We start from the raw sequence: 23,663 nt of genomic DNA, 5'->3' as shown, positions 1-23,663 counted from the left end.
ATTAAAGTTTAAAAAATAGTTTATAGGGGAAAGTATGTAATCCCCCCACTTTTCACAGTAACTATTTATAGAGTTTAAGCTACCTGTAATCGCTGTCTCGGGGGTATTCCTCCAATCGCCGTATTCGGCCGCTCATTGTTATAAGTCCAAAGCCACTGTGTGGCAAGTTCTTGAGCGTGCTCAACGCTCTCAAATATATTTAAATCAAGCCATTCATGACGAGCTGTTCGGTTAAAGCGTTCAATGTAAGCATTTTGTGTAGGCTTGCCAGGCTGAATATAAAGTAAGGTAATTTGCTGCCGTGTTGCCCAGTTTATTAGCTCTCCTGAAATATATTCTGGTCCGTTGTCGCATCGTATCGCTTTGGGTTTACCGCGCCACTCGATGACTTGTTCTAACGACCGAATAACTCGTGCGCTAGGCAACGATAAATCAACATCAATCGCTAAGCATTCACGATTAAAATCATCAATGACATTAAAGGTTCGAATGCTGCGGCCACTGGCTAAGCTGTCTGACATAAAATCCATAGACCATACTTGGTTAATGGCTACAGGCACACTGAGGGCATCAGGCTTATCGCGTTTTAAGCGTTTGCGAGGCCTAATTCTAAGATTAAGCTCCAACTCACAATAAATTCGATAAACGCGCTTGTGGTTCCATGCGAAGCCCTTTACGTTGCGTAAATACAAGAAACATAGACCAAACCCCCAACGTTTTTTGTTTTCGGTTAGGCGTATTAGCCAGTCAGCAATCTGATCGTTTTCAGCATTAAGTTTACTTTGATAGTAAAAGCAGCTTTCGCTCACATTCATGCACAAGCAAGCAAAGCGAATGCTTATGTCATACTTAATTGCGGCAGCCTTAGCCATCTCCTTACGATGAGATGGCTTTATAACTTTCCCTCAAGCGCCTCCAAACGAATCTCAGCTTTGAGACGTTCTTCCGCATACATTTTTTTGAGCCGACGGTTTTCGTCTTCGAGTTCTTTCATTCGCTTCATCAACGAAGCATCCATACCGCCGAATTTAGCTCGCCACTTATAAAATGTTGCAGAGCTAACACCATGTTCTCGGCAGAGTTCTGGAACGGGCATACCACTTTCATTTTGTTTAATGATTGCCAATATCTGGCTATCAGTGAATTTTGATTTACGCATAGAAAACTCCTTGAGTTTATTTTAATAGAATTTTCTATAAATAACTGCTGCGATTTTTCGGGGGGATTACAAGTATAGCCAATATTTGAACAATTTTTAGAACAAAAATTTTTTCTTGTTAGTTGGAACGATTCACCTATCTATCTTCATATATTGTCTGTGCTAGTCTATTTCGTGAGGCGAATTATCGCCAATGAGATTTTTTTACGATTTGTACCTTGTCACTAAATTGCTAGATAAAGATAAAGGATCGCTTTCAATGTCCACAAATGGCCTCACTCCGTGTAATGTACTTTGGTATAACCAATTAGGGATGAATGATGTTGACCGTGTTGGCGGCAAAAATGCCTCGCTCGGTGAAATGATTACCAACCTGTCCGATCTTGGTGTATCCGTACCTAACGGATTTGCGACAACCGCACAGGCGTTTAATGATTTTCTTGAGCAGAGCGGCGTCAATCAACGCATTTATCAGCTGCTAGATGAAACGGATATTGATGATGTTAATCAACTCGCTGCCGCGGGTGAAAAGATCCGTCAATGGGTAATTGATACACCTCTCACACCACAGTTAGAAAGTGATATTCGCGCCGCGTATCAAACGTTGTCGGAAGGCGAAAAGGATGCTTCATTTGCTGTGCGTTCATCTGCAACGGCAGAAGATATGCCGGATGCATCATTCGCTGGGCAGCAAGAGACTTTCTTGAACGTTCAAGGTATTGATGCGGTATTGGTCGCGATTAAACATGTTTTTGCTTCCTTGTTTAATGATCGTGCGATTTCCTACCGTGTTCACCAAGGTTATGACCACCGTGGCGTTGCGCTTTCTGCGGGTGTTCAACGGATGGTTCGTTCAGACTTAGCGTCTTCTGGCGTGATGTTTACCATTGATACTGAGTCAGGATTTGATCAAGTCGTGTTTATTACCTCCGCCTATGGTCTAGGTGAAATGGTTGTACAAGGCGCGGTTAACCCTGATGAGTTTTATGTTCATAAACCGACGTTAATCAATCAGCGTCCAGCGATCGTCCGTCGTACCCTTGGCTCTAAAAAACTGCAAATGGTTTATGCAGATAGCCAAGAACATGGCAAACAGGTACAGATTGAAGATGTACCAGAAGCATTGCGCAATCGTTTCTCTTTAACTGATCAGGAAGTGGAAGAGTTAGCTCGCCAAGCGTTGCAGATTGAAAAACACTATGGCCGTCCGATGGATATTGAATGGGCAAAAGATGGTCATAATGGTCGTCTGTACATTGTTCAGGCTCGTCCGGAAACGGTTCGTTCAAATCAGCAAGTGATGGAACGCTATCAATTAAAGCAGCAAGGTAATGTTTTGGTTGAAGGGCGTGCAATTGGTCATCGCATAGGTGCAGGGCGAGTTAAAGTGATTCATAACTTAAATGAAATGGATCGTATCCAACCTGGTGATGTATTAGTGACGGACATGACTGACCCAGATTGGGAACCTATCATGAAAAAAGCCGCCGCGATCGTCACTAACCGTGGGGGGCGTACTTGCCACGCTGCAATTATTGCGCGTGAATTAGGTATCCCTGCTGTTGTGGGTTGTGGTGATGCAACAGAACGCCTAGCTGAAAATAGCCCAGTCACTGTCTCTTGCGCAGAAGGCGATACGGGGTTTGTCTATGAAGGTGAACTTGGCTTTGAAATTCATAGTTCCGCTGTAGATGAAATGCCTGCCCTTGATGTCAAGATCATGATGAATGTGGGGAATCCTGATCGTGCATTTGACTTTGCTTGCTTACCTAATGAAGGTGTTGGTTTAGCAAGGCTGGAGTTTATCATTAACCGCATGATTGGTGTTCATCCAAGAGCATTACTGGAGTTTGACGCTCAAACACCAGCGCTACAAAATGAAATACGGACCATGATGGCAGGTTATGATGACCCTATTGAATTCTATGTGGGTAAATTGACCGAAGGGATCTCAACGCTAGCCGCTGCGTTCTGGCCAAAACGTGTGATCGTGCGTCTGTCTGACTTCAAATCTAATGAATATGCCAACCTTGTGGGGGGGGATATTTACGAGCCTGAAGAAGAGAACCCAATGTTGGGCTTCCGTGGGGCAGGTCGCTATGTGTCTGACAGCTTCCGTGACTGTTTTGCACTTGAATGTGCAGCAGTTAAACGAGTACGTAATGATATGGGCTTAACGAACGTTGAGGTTATGATCCCATTTGTGCGTACCGTTGCTCAAGCTGAAGCGGTTGTAGACGAATTAGCGAAGCACGACCTTAAACGTGGCGAGAACGGCTTGAAAGTGATTATGATGTGTGAGATCCCATCTAATGCGTTATTGGCTGATCAATTCCTTGAGCATTTTGATGGCTTCTCAATTGGCTCTAACGATATGACACAGCTAACGTTAGGCTTAGACCGTGACTCAGGTGTGGTATCTGAATTGTTCGATGAGCGTAATGATGCCGTGAAAGCAATGCTATCGATGGCAATTCAAGCCGCTAAACGTCAAAATAAATACGTCGGTATTTGCGGGCAAGGTCCTTCAGATCATCAAGATTTTGCACAATGGTTGGTTGAAGAGGGGATTGATAGCCTCTCTTTAAATCCAGATACTGTTGTCCAAACTTGGTTAACATTAGCGGATTCTTAATAACTTAATACGTTATTTAAGACGAGAGTCTCAAGCCGACAAATTTATTGTCGGCTTTTTTATAAATCAAATTGAATATACCAATTAAAGAAATTAATAAAATCTATCGATAGGTTTCATTGCCGTTATTGGTTTTAAAATAAAAGAAGCTATTTGATAAGTCATAAAAAATTTAATTAGAACTACTCATATTAGAATCCTAAGAAGGTTAATAAACCGATCCATTAGTGTTAATCATTTTAAGTAAAATTCGAATTGAATAAGTAAATAAACATATAAACCCAATGCGATAATGCTTTACTCTAAATTAGAGTAATGTCATGGGGGAAATTATTGCTATGGAAACGTGTTCGCTTAGGGAATATGAATAAACTTCATGTTGAATGGGGAGATAAAAAAAAAGCCTATCATGGGCTGACAGGCAAAGACTACACACAGCAATTCTATTGAGACAATCACGCTTAAAAAAGAGGCATGATTTTGAGATCTGTATTAATCAAAACGTAAATCATTAGCTTACTAATAATAATTTATTTAAAATTTATATTCATTAAGAAGACTCTTAATGTAAACTTTAGTGACTGTAAGATAAATAGAATTCGTTTCAACGCAAAGGATAATATCACAAATAAGTTTGAATACTAATATAAGTCTGTTAAATATTGTTTCTAAATATTAATGAGAATAAACATTAATCCAACAGTATGCTTAATAGCAAGCATACTGTTGGTGAATTTTACTTTAATTTATTTTTTACTCATAAACTCTTCCTCAAGAAACTTTTCGGTTTCTTCAAGGTTTTCATTTGGCATTGCGACTTCATTCATCCACGCTTTTAATAGGCTATATGAAACGGCAAGTACGACAGGACCGATAAATAATCCAATCATACCAAAAGAGAGGATGCCGCCGATCACGCCGACAAGAATGAGTACCATAGGTAAGTCAGCACCCATTTTTATTAGCCACGGGCGTAACACACCATCCATGGTTGCGACAACGGCAGCCCATATAGCAAGGATAATCGCCCATGTTGTATCCCCCGTCCAAAATAACCAAATCACAGAAGGAACCATAATCAAAAGGGGGCCGAGTTGTGCGACGCAACAGATAAACAATAATACGGTGAGGATAGCCGCGTAGCCGATACCTGATAGTGCTAAGCCGATACCGCCGACAATGGCTTGAATTAATGCCGTTACAACGACACCTAATGCCACTGCTCGAATAGATTGTGCGGCTAATACCACCGCTGCATCACCCCGGATCCCCGCTAACCTAACCGCAAAATGGCGGATACCAAGCATCACGGATTCCCCTTTTAGGTACAGTAATCCACTAAAGAGCAGCATTAATGCAAGATGGAACATAAAGCGTCCTGCATTGATGGCTTGAGCGAGAAACCAGCCAGCCGCTTGGCCAAAATAAGGTTGAACTTTCGCTAATAATGCGTTGCCTCCGCTAGCCACTAAGCTATGCCAAGCATAATAAATTTTTTCACCAATAAAGGGGACTGTATTAAGCCATTCTAAATCCGGTAAGCGTAAGCTGTTTGGCGATTTCGCCAATTCAACAAGCGGGGTGCTATTTTGAATGATACTACCAATGAGAATACCGAGAGGTATTACAAATAGAAGGAGTATTAATGAGACCATGATCAAGGCTGCAAGCCAGCGCTTATTCCATAATCGAGATTCGATACGTAACAGTAAAGGCCATGTAGCAATCACCATCATACCAGCCCACACAAAGCCAAGAATAAAGGGATTTAGTACCCAAAAGCAGGCGGCTATCATTAAAATGATAGATGCCAATCCAAAGATAAGTTTGGGTAAGTCGAGTCGTTTTTGCGATTTTTCCATTAATGCCTAATCCTTAACAAATAAAAACACTGCAAGTGAGCCGTTTTTTTAGGTGAAAATAATGTAATTTTTTTTCACGATCAAAAAAAAACAATATTGTGATATGGTTCATCACTGACAATGTCATCAGCGGTTGTACTCTCTCTATCAACAACAGGTTTTGCAGGCGAAACTCTGCAAACCAATCAGGCACTATTGTGCTACTTAAAGTAAAGATAGTACATAACGAGTAATGCGAACACTAAACAACAAGAGTCATCGTTAATAATGATCCCGCGTATAATAGAAGCACCTAATTTAAGTAAGCTTGTCATTGAATTTCTACATCAACTGCAAGAGCACGGTTTTACCGGTGATAATGGTACTAGTTATGCAGAACGTCTATCAATGGCAACGGATAATAGTATTTACCAATTATTACCTCAGGCGGTCGTCTTTCCACGCTCCAGTGCCGATGTGCAAATTGTTGCTCGGGTCGCTGGGCTAGAGAAATTCCGTGAGCTGACTTTCACTCCAAGAGGTGGGGGAACGGGCACCAATGGTCAATCGCTAACGGAAGGGATTGTGGTGGACATGTCCCGTTACATGAACCGCATATTAGAGATTAATCCTGAGCAAGGTTGGGTGAAGGTGGAAGCGGGGGTGATCAAAGATCAGCTAAACCAATTCCTCAAGCCTTATGGCTATTTTTTCTCACCTGAGTTATCGACCAGTAACCGCGCGACGTTAGGTGGCATGATCAATACCGATGCGTCTGGACAGGGCTCTTTGGTGTATGGCAAAACCTCTGACCACGTTCTCGGCGTTAAAGCAATTTTATTGGGGGGCGAATGCATCGATACTCGCGCTATGCCTGTTGCGCTTGCCCAAACGATTGCGTCAGAAGATTCTGTGACGGGACGTATTTATAAAACTGTACTTGAGCGTTGTTTGGAGCAACGCCCTTTGATTGAAGAAAAATTTCCCAAACTCAATCGTTTTCTAACTGGGTACGACTTACGTCATGTCTTTAATGACGATCTTAGCGAATTTGATTTAACGCGTATTTTAACGGGTTCAGAAGGCTCGTTAGCTTTTATTACGGAAGCGACGTTAGATATTACGCCTTTACCAAAAGTGCGCCGTTTGGTTAACGTAAAGTATGATTCATTTGAATCCGCCTTGCGTAATGCCCCTTTTATGGTGCAAGCGAAAGCACTATCTGTTGAAACGGTCGACTCAAAAGTATTAAACCTAGCGCGGGAAGATATCGTTTGGCATTCAGTAAAAGCATTGATTACCGATGTGCCTAATAAAGAGATGCTTGGCCTGAATATTGTCGAGTTTAGTGGTGATGATGAAGACGAAATTAATCATTTGACAATGAGCTTGTGCCAGCGTCTAGATGAGTTAATGGAGCAGCATAAAGCGGGTGTGATTGGTTACCAAATTTGTGATGACCTAGATGATATCAACCGTATTTATAATATGCGTAAAAAAGCCGTTGGCTTATTAGGGAACAGTAAAGGCGCGGCGAAACCAATTCCATTTGTTGAAGACACCTGCGTGCCCCCAGAGCATTTAGCCGATTATATTGTTGAGTTTAGGGCGCTTTTGGATAGCCATAGTTTAAACTATGGTATGTTTGGTCATGTGGATGCTGGGGTGTTACATGTTCGCCCAGCCCTAGATATGTGTGATCCACAGCAAGAAGTATTGATGAAACAAATTTCGGATGAAATTGTTGCGCTCACCGCAAAATATGGCGGCTTGCTATGGGGAGAACATGGTAAAGGCTTTAGGGCAGAATACAGTCCTGAATTCTTTGGTGAAGTGCTGTACGGTGAGCTGCGAAATATTAAAGCCGCTTTCGACCCAGACAATCGCCTTAACCCCGGAAAAATTTGTCCTCCCGCTGGTCTCGATGCGCCGATGAAGCAAGTTGATGCGGCGAAACGAGGCACTTATGATCGCCAAATACCCATATCAGTACGTCAAGAGTTTCGTGGCGCTATGGATTGCAACGGTAATGGCTTGTGTTTTAATTTCGATGTAAAAAGCCCTATGTGTCCATCGATGAAAATCAGTGGGCAGCGAATTCACTCCCCGAAAGGTCGTGCGACCTTAGTGCGTGAATGGTTACGATTACTTTCCGAGCAGGGAGTAACCCCTGAAAGCCTTGAAAAAGGTATCAAAGAAGATCGCCCATCACTACGTGGATTAATAGATAAAACTCGTAACACATGGCGGGCACAAAAAGGGGATTATGATTTCTCTCATGAAGTTAAAGCGGCTATGTCGGGATGTTTAGCCTGTAAAGCCTGTTCAACGCAATGCCCGATTAAAATTGATGTACCTTCATTTAGAGCAAAATTTTTGGCGTTATATCATGGGCGTTATTTGAGGCCGATTCGTGATCATATCGTTGCGGGAGTTGAAAATAGCGCCCCTTTATTGTCTAAGGCCCCTAGCGTATTTAATTTCTTCTTGCGTCAACCTTGGGTACAAAAGTTAAGTGAACAAACCATTGGCATGGTCGATTTGCCTTTATTCTCACAGCCAACATTGAAACAGCAACTCTCCGGCCATGCTGCGATAACTGTGACGCTCGAGCAGTTAGAAGCGATGTCTGCATCACAACGTGAACATTATGTTTTGGTTGTACAAGATCCCTTTACGAGTTATTACGACGCCAAAGTTGTCGCGGATTTTGTTAAATTAGTCGAAAAATTGGGCTTTAAACCAGTATTGTTACCATTCTCTCCAAATGGTAAAGCCCAACATATCAAAGGTTTCTTATCTCGTTTTGCTAAAACAGCACAAAAAACAGCAACGTTTCTCAATAGAGTGGCTAAGTTAGAACTGCCTATGGTGGGTGTGGATCCTGCGTTGGTACTGTGTTATCGCGATGAATATCATGAAATCTTAGGAAAACAGCAGTGTCAGTTTACTGTGCAACTTGCGCATGAATGGCTTGCTACATTGCCAGAGCCGCCACAACGCCAAACAGCACCGTCGGAGCCGTGGTACTTCTTTGCTCATTGCACTGAAACCACAGCACTGCCAAACAGTGGTTCCCAATGGGCAAACTTATTTAAACGTTATGGGCAAGAGTTGAAGAATATCAGCGTGGGTTGTTGTGGCATGGCGGGAACATATGGTCATGAAGTTGCGAATATCAAAAACTCAAAAGGCATCTATAATTTGTCGTGGAAGCCAGCAATAGAGAAGTTACCTAAAGAACGTTGTCTGAGTACTGGGTATTCATGCCGTAGCCAAGTGAAGCGGATGGAAAATACGCAAATTAAGCACCCTATACAGGCGCTATTGGAGATAGTTGAATGATTTGGAAACGTAAATTTACGCTTGACCATATGTCGGAAATGGCAAAAAACTGTATGTTAGGCCATCTCGGCATTGAAATCACAGGTTATGGTGATGATTATATTGAAGGAACGATGCCTGTTGATCAGCGTACCAAGCAACCATTTGGATTATTACATGGTGGCGCCTCAGTGGTTTTGGCGGAGTCATTGGGGTCAATAGCAGGTTATCTGTGCAGTGAAGGTGAACAGCGTGTTGTTGGCCTTGAAATTAATGCCAATCATATTCGTTCAGCGACACAAGGTACGGTTAAAGGTATTTGTAAACCGATTCACCTTGGACGTCGTCAGCAGGTCTGGAACATTGATATTTTCAATGAGAAAGGGCAACTGTGTTGTACTTCTCGATTAACAACAGCAGTACTCTCTGATTAATCCTCGTTAACCTCAATTCATATCGAGTTGAGGTTACTTCAACTATTTCATTATAATTTCAATTCTTGTTGAGTAAATTAAGTTGTATAATAAATGTATGTTTATTAATTTGTGCCATTTAAATGTATTGATGAGTACATAATATTAAAAAAAATGTAACTTTTTTTAATCGTTAATATTTAATAAGTTAGAATAGCTTCTTGCTCTGCTTGCCTAATAAATAGGCTCATAATGCCTAAAAAATAGACTGAAATAGGTATAACCTTTCAAAACAAATGGTTGAAGTGACAAGGGTTATCGCTACCATAGTACAAACGGAGTGAATTCTCCTGATAACTGGCTGAAAAGCCATGAAAATTGTGGGGTCAATATGACTGCAAAAATGAATGACAATGTAGAAACTTTTTCTATAGATGAAACGAATTGGCAGGGTGTTAACCTGACTGATAGCGCAGCGAAACAAATCAAAAAATTGATGGAACAACATCCTGAAACTAAAGGGCTTTCGCTGGGAGTTAAACAGTCAGGCTGCGCCGGTTTTGGCTATGTTTTCGAAATGATAGAAAACCCAACAGAGAACCATTTACTCTTTGAGCACGATGGTGCATGTCTATTTGTACCTAAAGAAGCAATGCCATTTATCGATGGCACAGTGATCGATTATGTCCAAGAAGGTCTTAATCGTATATTTAAATTCAATAATCCGAAAGCGCAACATGCCTGTGGGTGTGGTGAAAGCTTTGGTATTTAATATGTGAAGTCAGATTATGTCTCAGAGCAATGTAGAAATTGGCGATGAAGTTCAAAGCTGGCTTAATGACCAGCGTTATAAAGAAGGCTTTTTTACAAATGTCGCGACAGATGAAATGGCCAAAGGGATCAACGAAGATGTTGTCCGGGCTATTTCCGCGAAACGTAATGAACCCGAGTGGATGCTAAAATTCCGCCTTGATGCTTATCATCATTGGAAAGGTATGGAAGAGCCACATTGGTTAAAAGCCCATTACCCAAATTTAGATTATCAAGACTACAGTTATTACTCAGCACCGTCTTGTGGTTCGTGTGACGATAGTTGTGGCTCGCAAACCGGTGCGACACAAGCAACTGGCATGACAGAAACGAATAATTACCTGACAGCTGAAGTTGAAGAAGCATTTAATCAGTTAGGGGTTCCTGTACGTGAGGGGAAAGCCGTTGCTGTGGATGCGATTTTTGACTCAGTGTCTGTTTCTACTACATATCGTGATGATCTTGCGAAACACGGTATTATTTTCTGTTCATTCAGCGAAGCAATTCAAGAGTATCCTGAGCTGGTACAAAAGTACTTAGGTACTGTCGTATCCAGTCACGATAACTTCTTTGCCGCTTTAAATGCAGCAGTTGCATCAGATGGCACCTTTGTCTATATCCCGAAAGGGGTACGCTGCCCTATGGAACTTTCGACTTATTTCCGTATTAATGCCGCAAAAACAGGGCAATTCGAACGGACTATTTTGATTGCCGACGAAGGTAGCTATGTTAGCTACATCGAAGGATGCTCTGCACCTGTGCGTGATAGCTATCAGCTGCATGCCGCGGTCGTGGAAGTTATTATTCATAAAGATGCCGAAGTCAAATACTCAACTGTACAAAACTGGTTTTCAGGTGGAGACAGTGAGGAAGGGGGCATCCTTAACTTTGTGACCAAGCGCGCGTTATGTGAAGGTGAAAATTCGAAAATGTCATGGACGCAGTCTGAAACAGGCTCGGCTATCACATGGAAATACCCAAGCGTTATCTTAAAAGGGGATAACTCTGTTGGTGAATTTTTCTCTGTCGCACTCACGAACGGTAATCAGCAAGCGGACACGGGAACAAAAATGATCCATATCGGGAAAAATACCCGTTCTACGATCATTTCTAAAGGTATATCCGCCGGTAAAAGTCAAAACAGCTATCGCGGCTTAGTCAAAATATTACCAAGCGCTCATAATGCACGCAATTTCACTCAGTGTGACTCAATGTTAATTGGAACTCAGTGTGGAGCACATACCTTCCCTTATGTTGAAGTCAAAAACAACACTGCGCAACTCGAGCACGAAGCAACCACCTCCCGTATTGGGGAAGATCAGCTATTTTACTGCTTACAGCGTGGAATTAGTGAAGATGATGCGATTTCAATGATCGTAAATGGTTTCTGTAAAGATGTTTTCTCGGAACTTCCATTAGAGTTTGCGGTAGAGGCACAGAAATTGCTGGCAATCAGCTTAGAACATAGCGTCGGCTGATCACAATCAGGTTTATATGCGCAAAAGCGCCAAAGGCATGTTGATATGTTAAGTGTTAAAAATTTACATGTAAGTGTAGAAGGTAATGAAATTTTAAAGGGCTTATCACTGGAAGTTAAACCGGGTGAGGTTCACGCCATTATGGGCCCAAATGGTTCCGGTAAAAGTACGTTATCTGCGACGTTAGCTGGCCGTGAAGAATATGAGATTGACGGCGGCGAGGTGATCTTTAAAGGGAAAGATCTACTCGAGTTAGACCCTGAAGAACGTGCAGGGGAAGGTATCTTTTTAGCGTTCCAATATCCGGTTGAAATTCCGGGTGTGAGTAACCAGTTTTTCTTGCAAACAGCCGTGAATGCGGTACGTGAATATCGTCAGCAAGAACCCTTAGATCGTTTTGATTTCCAAGATTTTATTGAAGATAAAATCGACTTACTTGAAATGCCACAAGATCTACTGACTCGCTCAGTGAATGTTGGCTTTTCGGGGGGGGAAAAGAAACGTAATGATATTTTACAGATGGCAGCTCTTGAGCCACAGCTGTGTATCTTAGACGAAACCGATTCAGGTTTGGATATTGATGCATTGAAGATTGTTGCAAATGGTGTTAACTCACTGCGCTCTCCAGAACGTTCTTTTATTATCGTGACGCATTACCAGCGCATTCTGGATTACGTCAAACCTGATTTCGTGCATGTACTGTATCAGGGGAAAATCATCAAATCAGGTGATTTCAGCTTGGCGAAAAAACTGGAGGAGCAAGGTTATGGCTGGCTTATTGACCAACAGTGAAAGAGCAAACAAACGTGCTCAGGTCGCTGCACTAAATGAGCAAGCAATGGCGCGTTTTGCAACACTTTTCGAACAACGTTCTGGGGATAAATCCCAGCATGCAGCAGCACATTGGGAAAAAGCGAACCACGTTGGCTTACCTGCCTTTCGTCATGAAGATTGGCATTATACGCCATTGCAAACGGTCTTAAATACTCAATATCGCTTTGCTGAAAACGTTGTTGATGAAAAAGCATGTGAGTTATTGGCATTACCTATCGATGCTTACCGAATTGTACTTGTTAACGGTCGTTATAATTCGACACTCAGTTCAATTGATATGGGGCCGTTCAAAGTTGCGTTATTAGACAGCCAAGATATGTTACCAGATGCTGTTAATGGAGAGGTTTTCTTGCATTTAACAGAAAGTCTTGCGCAACAACCGATTGTTATTCACCTCGGTGCAAACCAAATCGCACCAAAACCACTTTATCTGCTGAATATTTCGAGTGGTGATGATGAGGAAACCGTGAATCACAGTCATTATCGTTATCACATGACATTGGATACCAATAGCAAGGCACAAGTGATTGAGCACTATGTCAGTGTGAATGATAAACCGCACTTTACGGGTGGTCGTTTAACGGTTGAGGTGGGCGATAACGCACAATATCAGCACTTCAAATTGAATAACGAGAATAACCAAGCACAACATTTTGCGCATAATGACATCGTCGTTGGTCGTGATAGCCAAGTGTTGAGCAGCAGTTTTCTGCTTGGCGGTACTTTGACTCGCCACCATACTAGCGCACAGTTATCGGGTGAAAATGCTGACTTTTCATTGAATAGCATGTTATTGCCTAAAGATAATGAAATTGTCGATACTCGTACCTATCTCGAACATAATGTCGGTCACTGCGAAAGCCGTCAGTTACATAAAGTTATTGCGATGGATAGCAGTAAAGCCGTCTTCAACGGCATGATCAAAGTTGCTCCGGATGCGTTGAAAACAGATGGTCAAATGAGTAATCACACCTTATTATTGGGTGATAAGGCCGAAGTTGATACTAAGCCTCAGTTAGAAATCTATGCTGATGATGTGAAATGCGGACATGGTGCAATGGTTGGTCGTATCGATGATGAACAATTGTTTTACCTGCGTTCGAGAGGGATCGACGGTAAAGCAGCAAAACATATGATTATTATTGCTTTTGCAGCTGAATTGACAGAATCGATCGAATCTGAAGAACTCAAACAAGCGGTTATGGCGAATATTCGTCAGCGCTTAGCAGAGGTCTAATACGCGTATGACATTCAACGTAGCAGCAGTTAGGCAGGATTTTCCTGCCTTATCCCAAAGTATCCATAATCATCCTTTGGTTTATCTTGATAGCGCGGCTAGTGCACAAAAGCCTCTTCAGGTGATTGAAAAAGAGAGCGAGTTTACGTTGCATCAATATGCTGCGGTACATCGGGGCATACATACGCTTAGTGCTCAAGCCACAACGATGATGGAAAACGTTCGCCAAAATGCCGCGGATTTTATTCATGCCGCCTCAGCAGAGGAAATTGTTTTTGTTAAAGGAACAACAGAAGCAATTAACTTGGTAGCGAACACCTTTGGCCGCAAATTTATCGGTAAAGGCGACAATATTGTCATTACCGAGATGGAACATCATGCCAATATCGTTCCTTGGTATTTATTGGCAGAGCAGATCGGCTGTGAAATTCGCCTCATTCCTGTTTCTGATCATGGTGAGTTAGAGTTAGCAAAACTTGACGCATTGATTGATGCGAATACGCGCTTGTTGAGCTTTACTCATATCTCTAATGTGCTCGGTACTGTCAATCCTGTGAAAACCATTATTCAAGATGCAAGAGCGATTGCCGCCGAGCGTGGTGCAAAGCTTTATGTACTGGTTGATGGTGCTCAAGGCGCAATGCACAGTGTTGTTGATGTGCAGGATTTAGATTGTGATTTTTATACTTTTTCTGGACATAAATTGTATGGGCCAACAGGGATAGGTATCCTTTATGGCAAAAAATCCCTTCTTGATAAGATGCCGCCATGGGAAGGTGGTGGAGCGATGATCCGCCATGTTAGCCTTAAGAAAGGTATTACCTATGCCGATGCGCCATGGCGTTTTGAAGCAGGAACCCCGAATGTCAGCGCAATTATTGGCCTAGGTGCAGCGTTTGATTATCTGAATGCTTTAGGAAGCGCTGACGCATTTGCTTATGAAAAAGCAGTGATGGAGTATGCCACCGAAAAGCTGAAACAGATTCCATCGTTAACGTTATATGGTAACGACCAGCGTGAAGGGGTGATCGCTTTCAATCTGGGAGTTCATCATGCTTATGACGTCGGTTCTTTTTTAGATCAATACGGTATCGCCATTCGAACTGGGCATCATTGTGCACTGCCATTAATGGAGCGCTATAATGTTCCTGCAATGTGTCGGGCATCCGTGGGTATCTATACGACGAAAGAAGAGATAGACTCTTTATGTGATGCATTACTGCGCATTAAAAAATTATTAGGCTAAGCATTAACGCCTGATGATTTTTTGTTATTATTGACTGAAAAAGCCAATCACGATTGGCTTTTTTAATTATTAGCATAACGAGTTTTGTACTGAGTTAGCCTTATCTCCATCATGAATCGATAATAAACAAAGCGTTAATCAGGCCAACTAAGCTTAGATACATTTGTGACTTATTAAGGAAAGAAGTATGCCTGCTTTACCCGATGAACATAAATTGCTACGGAATTTTGCACGTTGCCAAAACTGGGAAGAGCGTTATCTGTATATGATAGAGCTTGGTGGACGTTTAACGGCATTAACAGAGCAACAGCGTAGTGACAAGAACCTGATTGCAGGTTGTCAGAGCCAAGTATGGATAGACATGCAAAAGCAAGCGGATGGCCGCATTCATTTTGCTGGTGACAGTGATGCAGCTATTGTGAAAGGGTTAGTGGCAATAGTCATTATTCTTTTTCAGGATAAAACAGCAGCAGATATTCTGTCGTTAGATGTAAAAGCATTTTTTTCGCAACTTGCTTTAGAGCAGCATTTAACCCCGTCACGCACTCAAGGGTTAAATGCAATGATCCGTACCATTTTGTCTCGAGCAACCGAGTTACAATAAGCGGTAAGCAGGGGAATGCATTTCCCTGCTCTTTTTTCGTGTTATTCCTATCAACGGTACTTAAGTGAATTGTTAACCTATTCATTAATGATTGTATGTCGTTTCGTCAGCCCACGGCAGCGGTTACAGCCTAAAATATTTAATAGCTATTAAAGATATGTAATATAGTTGCTATTATGTACATCTCTCACTAAACGGTATACTCATGAGGCTTTAAGTTGCACCTTGAATAATTAGAGTATGCATATGGTATTATTCCCTGGAGTCGGTATGAAGAAAGCGTTAACTGTAGCAAGTTTGTTTATAGCGAGTGCATTGCTGTCGCCAGTGCAAGCAATGGATTATCCATTACCAGATAGCAATACGCGTCTTATCGGGGAAAATGCGCGTTATGTCGTACCTGATGATGGGCGTTCGCTAGAAATGATCGCCAGTGAATATCAAATCGGTTTACTTGCGATGTTAGAAGCGAACCCAGGTACTGATCCTTATTTACCGGAAGCGGGAAAAGAGTTGATTATCCCAACTCAAATGTTACTCCCCGCCACGCCTAGAACGGGCATTGTTATCAACCTTGCTGAATTAAGGCTCTATTACTATCCTGCTGGTAGCCAAGAAGTGGTCGTCTACCCGATCGGTATTGGTCAATTAGGTCGTGACACACCGGAAATGGTGACGTCGGTTAGTCAATCAATTAAAGATCCGACGTGGACACCTACAGCCAATATTCGTAAAAATTATGCAAAAGAAGGTATTACATTACCAGCGGTAGTACCTGCTGGGCCAGATAACCCAATGGGACTCTATGCACTACGCTTAGCCTACGGCAGAGGTGAATACTTAATTCATGGGACTAATGCCGATTTTGGGATTGGTATGCGTGTGAGCTCGGGATGTATTCGTTTACGCCCTGATGATATTGAAGCCTTGTTTAAAACGGTACCTAAAGGAACGCGCGTTCAGGTTATTAACCAGCCTGTTAAGTATTCCAAAGAGCCAGATGGTAGCTACTATATTGAAGTACACCAACCCCTTTCGAAGAAAGCGACAGATGATCCCCAAACGATGCCTATCCCGCTATCTGATGATTTCAAACGTTTCCTTGAGAATGAAGGCATTGATAAATCCTTAGTGGAAAAAGAGCTGGCAAGACGTTCAGGGTTGCCTGTGAAGGTGAATGTAGAGCAGGGCGTAGAGAGACAATATGAACCTGAATACGCAGTCAACGAACCAGAAAAGAGTGAGGAAGCTTCTGATCAGGGGCATTACCCTGAATTAAAACCGATCGATCAGTTTACCATTACACAGCCTCAGCCTGTGTATCAGGAGTCTGAAAGCCACTGATTGGGGTTTTAAAGTACAAAAAATAAGGGCCTAAAAATTAGGCCCTCTTATTATTATTTATTGTACGATATCAAAACATACTTGCTATATCGCAGCTAATTTAAACTTACTTTTTGTAAGAACGAACTTGGTTATCAAGACGTTGGTTAGCACGAGCTGCTTCTTGTTGTGCAGCTTGTACTTCAGCACGGATAGTCTGAACATCGTTGCTCAGTTGATCAACTTTACCATTCAGAGTTTGCACGTCTGAAGAGAGTTTTTGCACTTCAGTGCTGTTAGAACAACCCGCCAGTAATGCTGAAGCTAATACGATAGAGCCCAGTACAATTTTAGTACGAATCATTATTTTACCCTCTAGATAGATTTATCTTGAAAATATCAAAGTAAGCTACCAACAAAATAGATATTAGATTGCTCCACATCTACTTATCCACTTTAACACTTAATGTGTTGTGGAATGGTACCCACTTAGTCTTATGCTAGTACTTAATTTCCAGTTTTGCTAGAAATACTTTACGCCAGATAGTAGGAAAAATAAGAAAATTAATTTTTAACTCTCAAGGCTATTATTCGGTAGAACTCAGTTAGCTCTCAGATATTAGTCTAATATAGCAAATGAATAATAGATTGCAATAATGTCATAAATTAAAAAGTTATCTAATGAAAGCATTTTATGTTAAACCAAAATAGCCTTCTATATTAGACGAATAGTATTAGTCTGAAATTAGCGGATAACGACGACCTGTTTATTGCGCTAGGACAAAGTCCTGTGAATTGTGTTATTGAAATGTCGGAGATAAATAAAAAAACGGGAAAAAGTGAGTTTTTCCCGTTTCAAAGATAATCGGAGTACCTATAGTAAAGTCATGCTATAGGTAATATTACGATTATAAAACGTGTACTGATGAAGTATTTGTTGTTCCACTTGGTACGAGTGCGCCAGAAACCATGACAATGGCATCACCTTCTTTTGCGAGACCACTATTTAGCGCTGCACGTTTACCTTCACGATAGAAGTCATCTGTTGACGTGAATCCACCGACCATCATTGGAATAACCCCTTTTACCAATAACAGCTGACGCGCCGTCTCTTCATTGGTGGTCAATGCTAAAATTGGTGCGGTAGGGAAATATTTACGGACCGATTTTGCAGATTTACCACCGAAAGTTGCCACAACGATCAGTGGTACTTCCAATTTTTGTGACATTTCTACTGCACCACGGCAAACGGCTTCGGTGACGCGTAAACGCTGACCAGGTTTTTGGTTATCGATTCGTGAAGGCATAACACGGTCAGTACGCTCACAAATCGTTGCCATGATAGTGACTGCTTCAATAGGGTATTTACCTTTCGCACTTTCACCAGAAAGCATCACGGCATCGGTACCATCGAGAATAGCGTTCGCTACGTCACCCGCTTCGGCACGAGTAGGGCGAGGGTTTTTGATCATTGAATCTAACATTTGTGTCGCTGTGATAACCACTTTGCGTGCAGTAATACATTTTTCAATCATCATTTTTTGCGCGAAAATGACTTCTTCTACTGGGATCTCAACACCCAAATCCCCACGAGCAACCATGATACCGTCAGAAGCTTCAAGGATCTCATCAAAATTATTTAAACCTTCTTGGTTCTCAATTTTTGAGATAATTTGAATATTCTCGCCGCCATGTTTTTTCAGATGCGCACGAATTTCTTCAACGTCAGAACGTTTACGGATAAAAGAGGCAGCGACAAAATCAACGCCTTGTTCACAACCAAACACCAAGTCTTCTTTATCTTTTTCTGCGAGAGCAGGTAGGCCGATAGATACGCCTGGTAGGTTAACGCCTTTTTTCTCGCCTAAGTCACCATTATTTAAGACTTCACAGATAACTTCTGTTGCGGTGACATCTTTCACTTTCATACCAATCAAACCATCATCAACTAAAACGGTATCACCAGCATTCAGATCAGACGTTAAACCCGCATAGGTTACGGCAACTTTATCTTTATTACCGATGACTGAGGTGTCTGTCGTGAATGTGAAAGTTTGACCAGCGACTAAAGAAACGTCATTACCGCCTTCGAGTTTCATTGTGCGGATTTCTGGTCCTTTAGTATCAAGCAGGATAGCGGCTTGTTTGCCTGTTCTCGCACAGACTGCGCGTAGGTTTTTGATACGTTGACCATGTTCTTCATAGTCGCCGTGGGAGAAGTTAAGACGCATGACATTCATGCCTGCATCAAGAAGTTGACTCAATTTTTCTTCTGATTCGGTTTTTGGGCCGATGGTACAAACAATTTTGGTTTTTTTCATGGCAGTCTATCTAAAGGTTATAAAGGAAATCGGTATCGTCGCCGGCTTATTTACGGTGCGCAGAATATTAAAAGTTGCGCAACACATTGTATTAAGAATAGGCGACGGTCTGGTGTTTAATCCAATTATGTTGTGAATTAGATCTCATTTTTTATGCAAATTATTGTTATTGTAACCTAAATCACTAAAGCTAACTTACTGATTTATTTTTGATGAAACCTTTCAGCTAGTGAGCTTATTATAGACAACAAAAAACTGTGAGACAAATCAAATTTTACAAAATTGAGCGAAGGGATATTTCAGATCAAAAAATGATGGTTTTAAGATGGGAAGTTGCGCAACAAAATCAAGTTATGTGCACTAATGCATGAATATAAGCGGATATTGATGATACTAGAGAACGATAAGATGGTGCGTCCGAGTAGACTCGAACTACCGACCCCCACCATGTCAAGGTGGTGCTCTAACCAACTGAGCTACGGACGCATTACAATTTCGTTGACGTCTTTGAAATGGTGCGTCCGAGTAGACTCGAACTACCGACCCCCACCATGTCAAGGTGGTGCTCTAACCAACTGAGCTACGGACGCATTATGATTTCATTGACGTTTTTGAATGGTGCGTCCGAGTAGACTCGAACTACCGACCCCCACCATGTCAAGGTGGTGCTCTAACCAACTGAGCTACGGACGCATTTCAAAATTGTCTGGGTGACAACGGGAACGAATATTAACTTTCTGTCGCCGTTCTGGCAAGGGGAAAATGTATTTTCGTGATAGTTTGCTCGTATTTACGGCGACTAAGTCGAAAATACATTCCCCAATACGATAATTTGCTGATTATTCGCTCAACTAGCGCGTTGATCGTAACAGCACAACGCTATCAGGTTGTTTATGGATCCACCAAATACGCGTTGCCATACCGATAGCGGCAGCGCTCAGGCCAACAATAAAGCCAATCCAAAAACCTTGAGGCCCCATCGCTGGCAAGAGGATATCTGTTAAAGCGAGCACATATCCAATAGGTAACCCTAAAATCCAATAGGCGGTAAAAGTAATAAAGAAAATAGAACGAGTATCTTTATAGCCACGTAGGATACCTGCACCGATAACTTGTACTGAATCCGATAACTGATAAATGGCTGCAAATAGCATTAAGCTTGAAGCCAGTACGACGACTTCAGGACTCTTGTTATACATTAAGGCGATAGGTTCACGTAAGGTTGCAGTGAGGATCGCCGTCATGCAAGCGACTAATAACCCAACAACCAAACTGGTATAAGAGGAGACTTTGGCGGCTTCAGTGGATTGCTGCCCAAGGTTATAGCCAACACGAATCGTCGCTGCAATGCCTAATGACAATGGGAACATAAACATCACTGAGCTGAAGTTTAATGCAACTTGGTGACCCGCTACAGCGACAACACCTAATGGCGCGACCATCAAGGCAACGATGGCAAATAATGTCACTTCAAAGAACAACGCTAAACCAATAGGTACACCTAATACAAAAATACGTTTCATAATTTGTGGGTTAGGGGACGCAAATCGTTGGGTCGCTCTAATATCACGTTGTGTCGGCGCTCTTCGAACATACCAACGCATCATTAAACACATAACCCAATAAACCGACGCCGTTGCAACACCACAACCCACGCCACCTAACGCAGGCGCACCAAAATGGCCATAAATAAAGATGTAGTTAATCGGAATGTTAACCATTAGACCCAGAAAACCAATCACCATCCCCGGTTTGGTTTTTGACAGGCCTTCACACTGGCTACGGAACACTTGATAAAATAAATAACCAGGCGCCCCCCACATAATGGCATGCAAGAAACGAACCGATTTATCTGCCAGTTCTTCATCAATATGTGGCATGTTGCCGATGATTAACTTGCTATTATAAAGTAAAAAAATCACGCCAAGTGAAAGAAAGAAGGCGAGCCATAATCCCTGCTGAATTTGATTGCCAATTAAATTACGACGACCGGAACCATTCATCTGAGCGACGATAGGTGTCAATGCCATTAATAGCCCTTGACCAAAAAGAATAGCTGGCAGCCAGATAGAAAATCCGACTGCAACTGCTGACATCTCAGTTTCACTGACGCTACCTGCCATGACGGTATCCACAAAACCCATTGCAGTTTGTGAAAATTGGGCAAGAATGATCGGAATGCCGAGAGCTAGCAAGCTACGCGCTTCTGTAAAATATTTCTGCACGCATACACCTTTAGAGTAATAAACACTGATTAATAGAATTTAGAGAAAGAAATGCTAATGATTTTTGATATATCAAATAGTTAATAGCAACGTTATATTTTAACTCTTTTAATAATTTAATCCAATGGCTCGCAAGTCTGAATATCAAATAAAGTCATCAATAGACAAGTGTGATGGTCTAGAAGAATTCATTACGAGGTTAGATAAAACCACTCAAATTAGGTAGATCTCTAAGAAATGTCAGGTAAACTGAGTCTATCAATTCACAGCACTGAGAATCATTATGTTTACAGGTATTGTTCAAGGCACAGCCCCAATTATTGAGGTCACGGAAAGAGCGAATTTTCGTACCCATGTGATGAAATTTACACCAGAACTACTTGTCGGGTTAGAAACCGGCGCTTCAGTTGCGCATAATGGTTGTTGCTTGACCGTGACAAAAATAGATGGCGAGTATGTTAGTTTTGATCTCATCAAGGAAACATTAAGGCTGACCAATCTTGGCGAATTGAAAGTTGGCGATGTCGTTAATATCGAAAGAGCCGCGAAATATGGTGATGAAATAGGTGGTCATGTGGTATCAGGACACATTGTGACGACCGCGGAAATTAGCAAAATTTTCACCTCAGAAGATAACCATCAAATTTGGCTGTCTATTTATGACAAATCGCTGATGAAATATATTTTGCACAAAGGGTTTGTTGCGATTGATGGTATAAGCCTAACGGTAGGCGATGTTATCAATAATCGTTTTTGTGTTCATTTAATTCCTGAAACCCTAGCAAGAACGACATTAGGTAAAAAACGCTTAGGGGACAAAGTGAATATAGAAATAGACCCACAAACGCAAGCCATTGTAGATACAGTGGAAAGGGTTTTAGCGCAGAAAGAACAAGAAAAGAAAGCCCAAGAAGCGCTTACACAAGAGAGCGATAGTTAAATACCCGAGCGGGGTAGGCTGTGAGGCTTACTTAAAATGCTATAACACCGTAAGATCAACGGCGGTTATAGCATTAAAAAATTCAAACAAATTAAAGGTGTTATGCATTAGCGTGAAAACCTATTTGTTTGAAAAGTTAACGGTGAGGGGGCGCTTTGCAGCCCTTGCCATTAACTTACTTAATTAATCTTTGCATTGATAATTTTCACTAAAATTAATCGAGATGCTTGCATTATCACGTTCAATAGCTTCAACCAACAGTTTAAAATGCGCTGATTTTTTATGCATCTCAAGAGCATCAGCACTTTCCCATTCTTCAAAAACAATGTAGCCATCATCTTTAGTGAAGAGGTCGTATTTGATACACCCTTGTTCACGTCGACTTAATTTAGCTAAATTTTTGATAATATCCTTGGTTAAATACCCATCCTTATTTTCCGTTGTGATTTGTGCATATACAACAATACTCATTCCGTTCTCCTTAATGTGTATTGAGAACTATCTTAAAGGGTACTTGACTTTTGTATTGTAAAAAAACGAATAGCTGGACTTTAAGAAGGCGGACGGGGTCATGGTGAAATAACGCTTAAAATCACGGTAAAAGTGAGACTGATCATAATAGCCTGTTTCCAGCCAACGATAGGTATCTTGCTCGTGAAGCATGCATTTAAGTAATTGTTCTAAACGGCAATTTATCTGATATCTTTTAGGCGTGATCCCATATTCTTTGACAAATTCTTTTTGGATAAAACGTGCACTATATCCCATTTCATCGGCAATATCGTTAATCTTTTTGTTTGGATGGCGATAGAGAATAGCCAATATATCATCGACTAATTGATGCTGTTTTGAGGCCTTAGTCACAGTAAAACATTCTAATAACTCTTTAAAAGAAGCATTGATTAAGTTTTGATACCAAGGTTCTGACCATATGCTCTCAAGCGAGGTGGGATTATCCGTGTAAGCTAAAGTACGTTCAGGCAGTAAAAAACGCACCGCATCATGACGCACACGTAATATAATTAATTTTCCTTGATTCGGTTTTGCTGTAAATGTCTCGACTCGGGGAATGACAAGTTGATATTGGCTAACTTGTTGTTGGTGTGCTGTTGATAAATGTAACTCTTTGGTGGAAACCCAAATCTCAGCGCCAGTACCAGGAAAAATTTTAATGGGTTTAGTAAATTTTTTAAAAATTAAGATGGAGCTAATAAAACCATTCAATTCAGCTGGTGGATAATACTGTTTGAGCATAGTCTATACGTAAAGAGTT

At 41.5% G+C, this 23,663-nt stretch carries 18 protein-coding genes, 3 tRNA genes and 1 other RNA gene; 11 read left to right on the top strand and 11 right to left on the bottom strand.

From position 1 onward, the window contains the following. Positions 1-74: 74 nt before the first annotated feature. A protein-coding gene (locus tag M1F03_RS11225) for an IS3 family transposase (RefSeq protein WP_374195714.1) occupies positions 75-1,159 on the bottom strand; the annotation gives its coding sequence in 2 pieces (ribosomal slippage) (positions 75-898 and positions 898-1,159; 1,086 coding nt in all). Positions 1,160-1,418: 259 nt separating this feature from the next. Between M1F03_RS11225 and ppsA the strand changes: the two genes are divergently transcribed. After that, the gene (gene ppsA / locus M1F03_RS11220) at positions 1,419-3,794 is read left to right on the top strand and encodes a phosphoenolpyruvate synthase (protein ID WP_251464331.1); all 2,376 of its coding nucleotides are present in this window, start codon (positions 1,419-1,421) and stop codon (positions 3,792-3,794) included. A 392-nt stretch (positions 3,795-4,186) separates the two neighbouring features. Here ppsA and rprA read toward each other — a convergent pair. Together rprA and ydiK are read right to left on the bottom strand one after the other, a co-directional pair. Beyond that, positions 4,187-4,296: antisense sRNA RprA (gene rprA, locus M1F03_RS11215), an RNA gene on the bottom strand. A gap of 244 nt (positions 4,297-4,540) precedes the next feature. Next, positions 4,541-5,656, bottom strand: coding sequence for an AI-2E family transporter YdiK (gene ydiK / locus M1F03_RS11210; RefSeq protein WP_154623914.1), 1,116 nt, complete (start codon positions 5,654-5,656; stop codon positions 4,541-4,543). 267 nt (positions 5,657-5,923) lie between these two features. Between ydiK and M1F03_RS11205 the strand changes: the two genes are divergently transcribed. The 9 genes from M1F03_RS11205 (at position 5,924) to M1F03_RS11165 (ending at position 16,925) form a co-directional block, all read left to right on the top strand. Further along, entirely contained in the window at positions 5,924-8,980 is a 3,057-nt protein-coding gene (locus M1F03_RS11205) for an FAD-binding and (Fe-S)-binding domain-containing protein (RefSeq protein ID WP_251464329.1), read from the top strand. Continuing rightward, on the top strand, positions 8,977-9,393 hold the full coding sequence (locus M1F03_RS11200) for a hotdog fold thioesterase (protein WP_154623916.1): 417 nt from the start codon (positions 8,977-8,979) through the stop codon (positions 9,391-9,393). Before M1F03_RS11205 ends, M1F03_RS11200 begins: the two co-directional genes overlap by 4 nt. Before the next feature lie 370 nt (positions 9,394-9,763). Further along, positions 9,764-10,144, top strand: a complete 381-nt coding sequence (gene sufA / locus M1F03_RS11195; RefSeq protein WP_154625058.1) for a Fe-S cluster assembly scaffold SufA — start codon at positions 9,764-9,766, stop codon at positions 10,142-10,144. Positions 10,145-10,160: 16 nt separating this feature from the next. Then, a complete protein-coding gene (gene sufB / locus M1F03_RS11190; protein WP_318839933.1) occupies positions 10,161-11,660 on the top strand; it encodes a Fe-S cluster assembly protein SufB in 1,500 nt (499 codons plus the stop codon). Between the two features lie 45 nt (positions 11,661-11,705). After that, the gene (gene sufC / locus M1F03_RS11185; protein WP_154625060.1) at positions 11,706-12,452 is read left to right on the top strand and encodes a Fe-S cluster assembly ATPase SufC; all 747 of its coding nucleotides are present in this window, start codon (positions 11,706-11,708) and stop codon (positions 12,450-12,452) included. Continuing rightward, entirely contained in the window at positions 12,427-13,731 is a 1,305-nt protein-coding gene (gene sufD, locus M1F03_RS11180; protein ID WP_318839932.1) for a Fe-S cluster assembly protein SufD, read from the top strand. Before sufC ends, sufD begins: the two co-directional genes overlap by 26 nt. Before the next feature lie 7 nt (positions 13,732-13,738). Further along, complete coding sequence (sufS, locus tag M1F03_RS11175) at positions 13,739-14,977, top strand: cysteine desulfurase SufS (protein ID WP_251464325.1); 1,239 nt, start codon at positions 13,739-13,741, stop codon at positions 14,975-14,977. Positions 14,978-15,164: 187 nt separating this feature from the next. Beyond that, positions 15,165-15,581 carry a cysteine desulfuration protein SufE gene (gene sufE / locus M1F03_RS11170; RefSeq protein WP_154625063.1) on the top strand — a complete coding sequence of 139 codons (417 nt, stop codon included), beginning with the start codon at positions 15,165-15,167 and terminating at the stop codon, positions 15,579-15,581. A gap of 270 nt (positions 15,582-15,851) precedes the next feature. Beyond that, on the top strand, positions 15,852-16,925 hold the full coding sequence (locus tag M1F03_RS11165; RefSeq protein ID WP_251465295.1) for a L,D-transpeptidase family protein: 1,074 nt from the start codon (positions 15,852-15,854) through the stop codon (positions 16,923-16,925). A gap of 106 nt (positions 16,926-17,031) precedes the next feature. On the opposite strand, the gene M1F03_RS11160 is transcribed toward M1F03_RS11165, so the two are convergent. The 6 genes from M1F03_RS11160 to M1F03_RS11135 all read right to left on the bottom strand — a co-directional run bounded on the left by M1F03_RS11160 (position 17,032) and on the right by M1F03_RS11135 (position 21,450). After that, positions 17,032-17,268, bottom strand: a complete 237-nt coding sequence (locus M1F03_RS11160; RefSeq protein ID WP_004919171.1) for a major outer membrane lipoprotein — start codon at positions 17,266-17,268, stop codon at positions 17,032-17,034. Between the two features lie 544 nt (positions 17,269-17,812). Next, a complete protein-coding gene (gene pykF, locus M1F03_RS11155) occupies positions 17,813-19,225 on the bottom strand; it encodes a pyruvate kinase PykF (protein ID WP_251464322.1) in 1,413 nt (470 codons plus the stop codon). A gap of 409 nt (positions 19,226-19,634) precedes the next feature. After that, a tRNA-Val gene (locus tag M1F03_RS11150) sits at positions 19,635-19,711 on the bottom strand. Positions 19,712-19,738: 27 nt separating this feature from the next. Next, positions 19,739-19,815: transfer RNA gene (locus M1F03_RS11145), tRNA-Val, on the bottom strand. A gap of 26 nt (positions 19,816-19,841) precedes the next feature. Further along, positions 19,842-19,918, bottom strand: a tRNA-Val gene (locus tag M1F03_RS11140). 158 nt (positions 19,919-20,076) lie between these two features. Next, complete coding sequence (locus tag M1F03_RS11135; protein WP_163862008.1) at positions 20,077-21,450, bottom strand: MATE family efflux transporter; 1,374 nt, start codon at positions 21,448-21,450, stop codon at positions 20,077-20,079. Positions 21,451-21,733: 283 nt separating this feature from the next. Between M1F03_RS11135 and M1F03_RS11130 the strand changes: the two genes are divergently transcribed. Next, positions 21,734-22,390, top strand: coding sequence for a riboflavin synthase subunit alpha (locus M1F03_RS11130; RefSeq protein WP_154625066.1), 657 nt, complete (start codon positions 21,734-21,736; stop codon positions 22,388-22,390). Positions 22,391-22,573: 183 nt separating this feature from the next. Here the strand turns inward: M1F03_RS11130 and M1F03_RS11125 are convergent, their stop codons facing one another. Next, complete coding sequence (locus M1F03_RS11125; RefSeq protein WP_154625067.1) at positions 22,574-22,861, bottom strand: putative quinol monooxygenase; 288 nt, start codon at positions 22,859-22,861, stop codon at positions 22,574-22,576. Between the two features lie 27 nt (positions 22,862-22,888). After that, positions 22,889-23,644: a helix-turn-helix transcriptional regulator gene (locus M1F03_RS11120; RefSeq protein ID WP_251464320.1), complete on the bottom strand. Its 756-nt coding sequence runs from the start codon at positions 23,642-23,644 to the stop codon at positions 22,889-22,891. Positions 23,645-23,663 lie beyond the last annotated feature (19 nt).

Origin of the sequence: Providencia sp. PROV080 (assembly GCF_033688105.1) — a bacterium.
In the GTDB taxonomy this organism is placed as follows: domain Bacteria; phylum Pseudomonadota; class Gammaproteobacteria; order Enterobacterales; family Enterobacteriaceae; genus Providencia; species Providencia zhejiangensis.
This window is presented reverse-complemented; position numbering and strand designations above follow the sequence as displayed.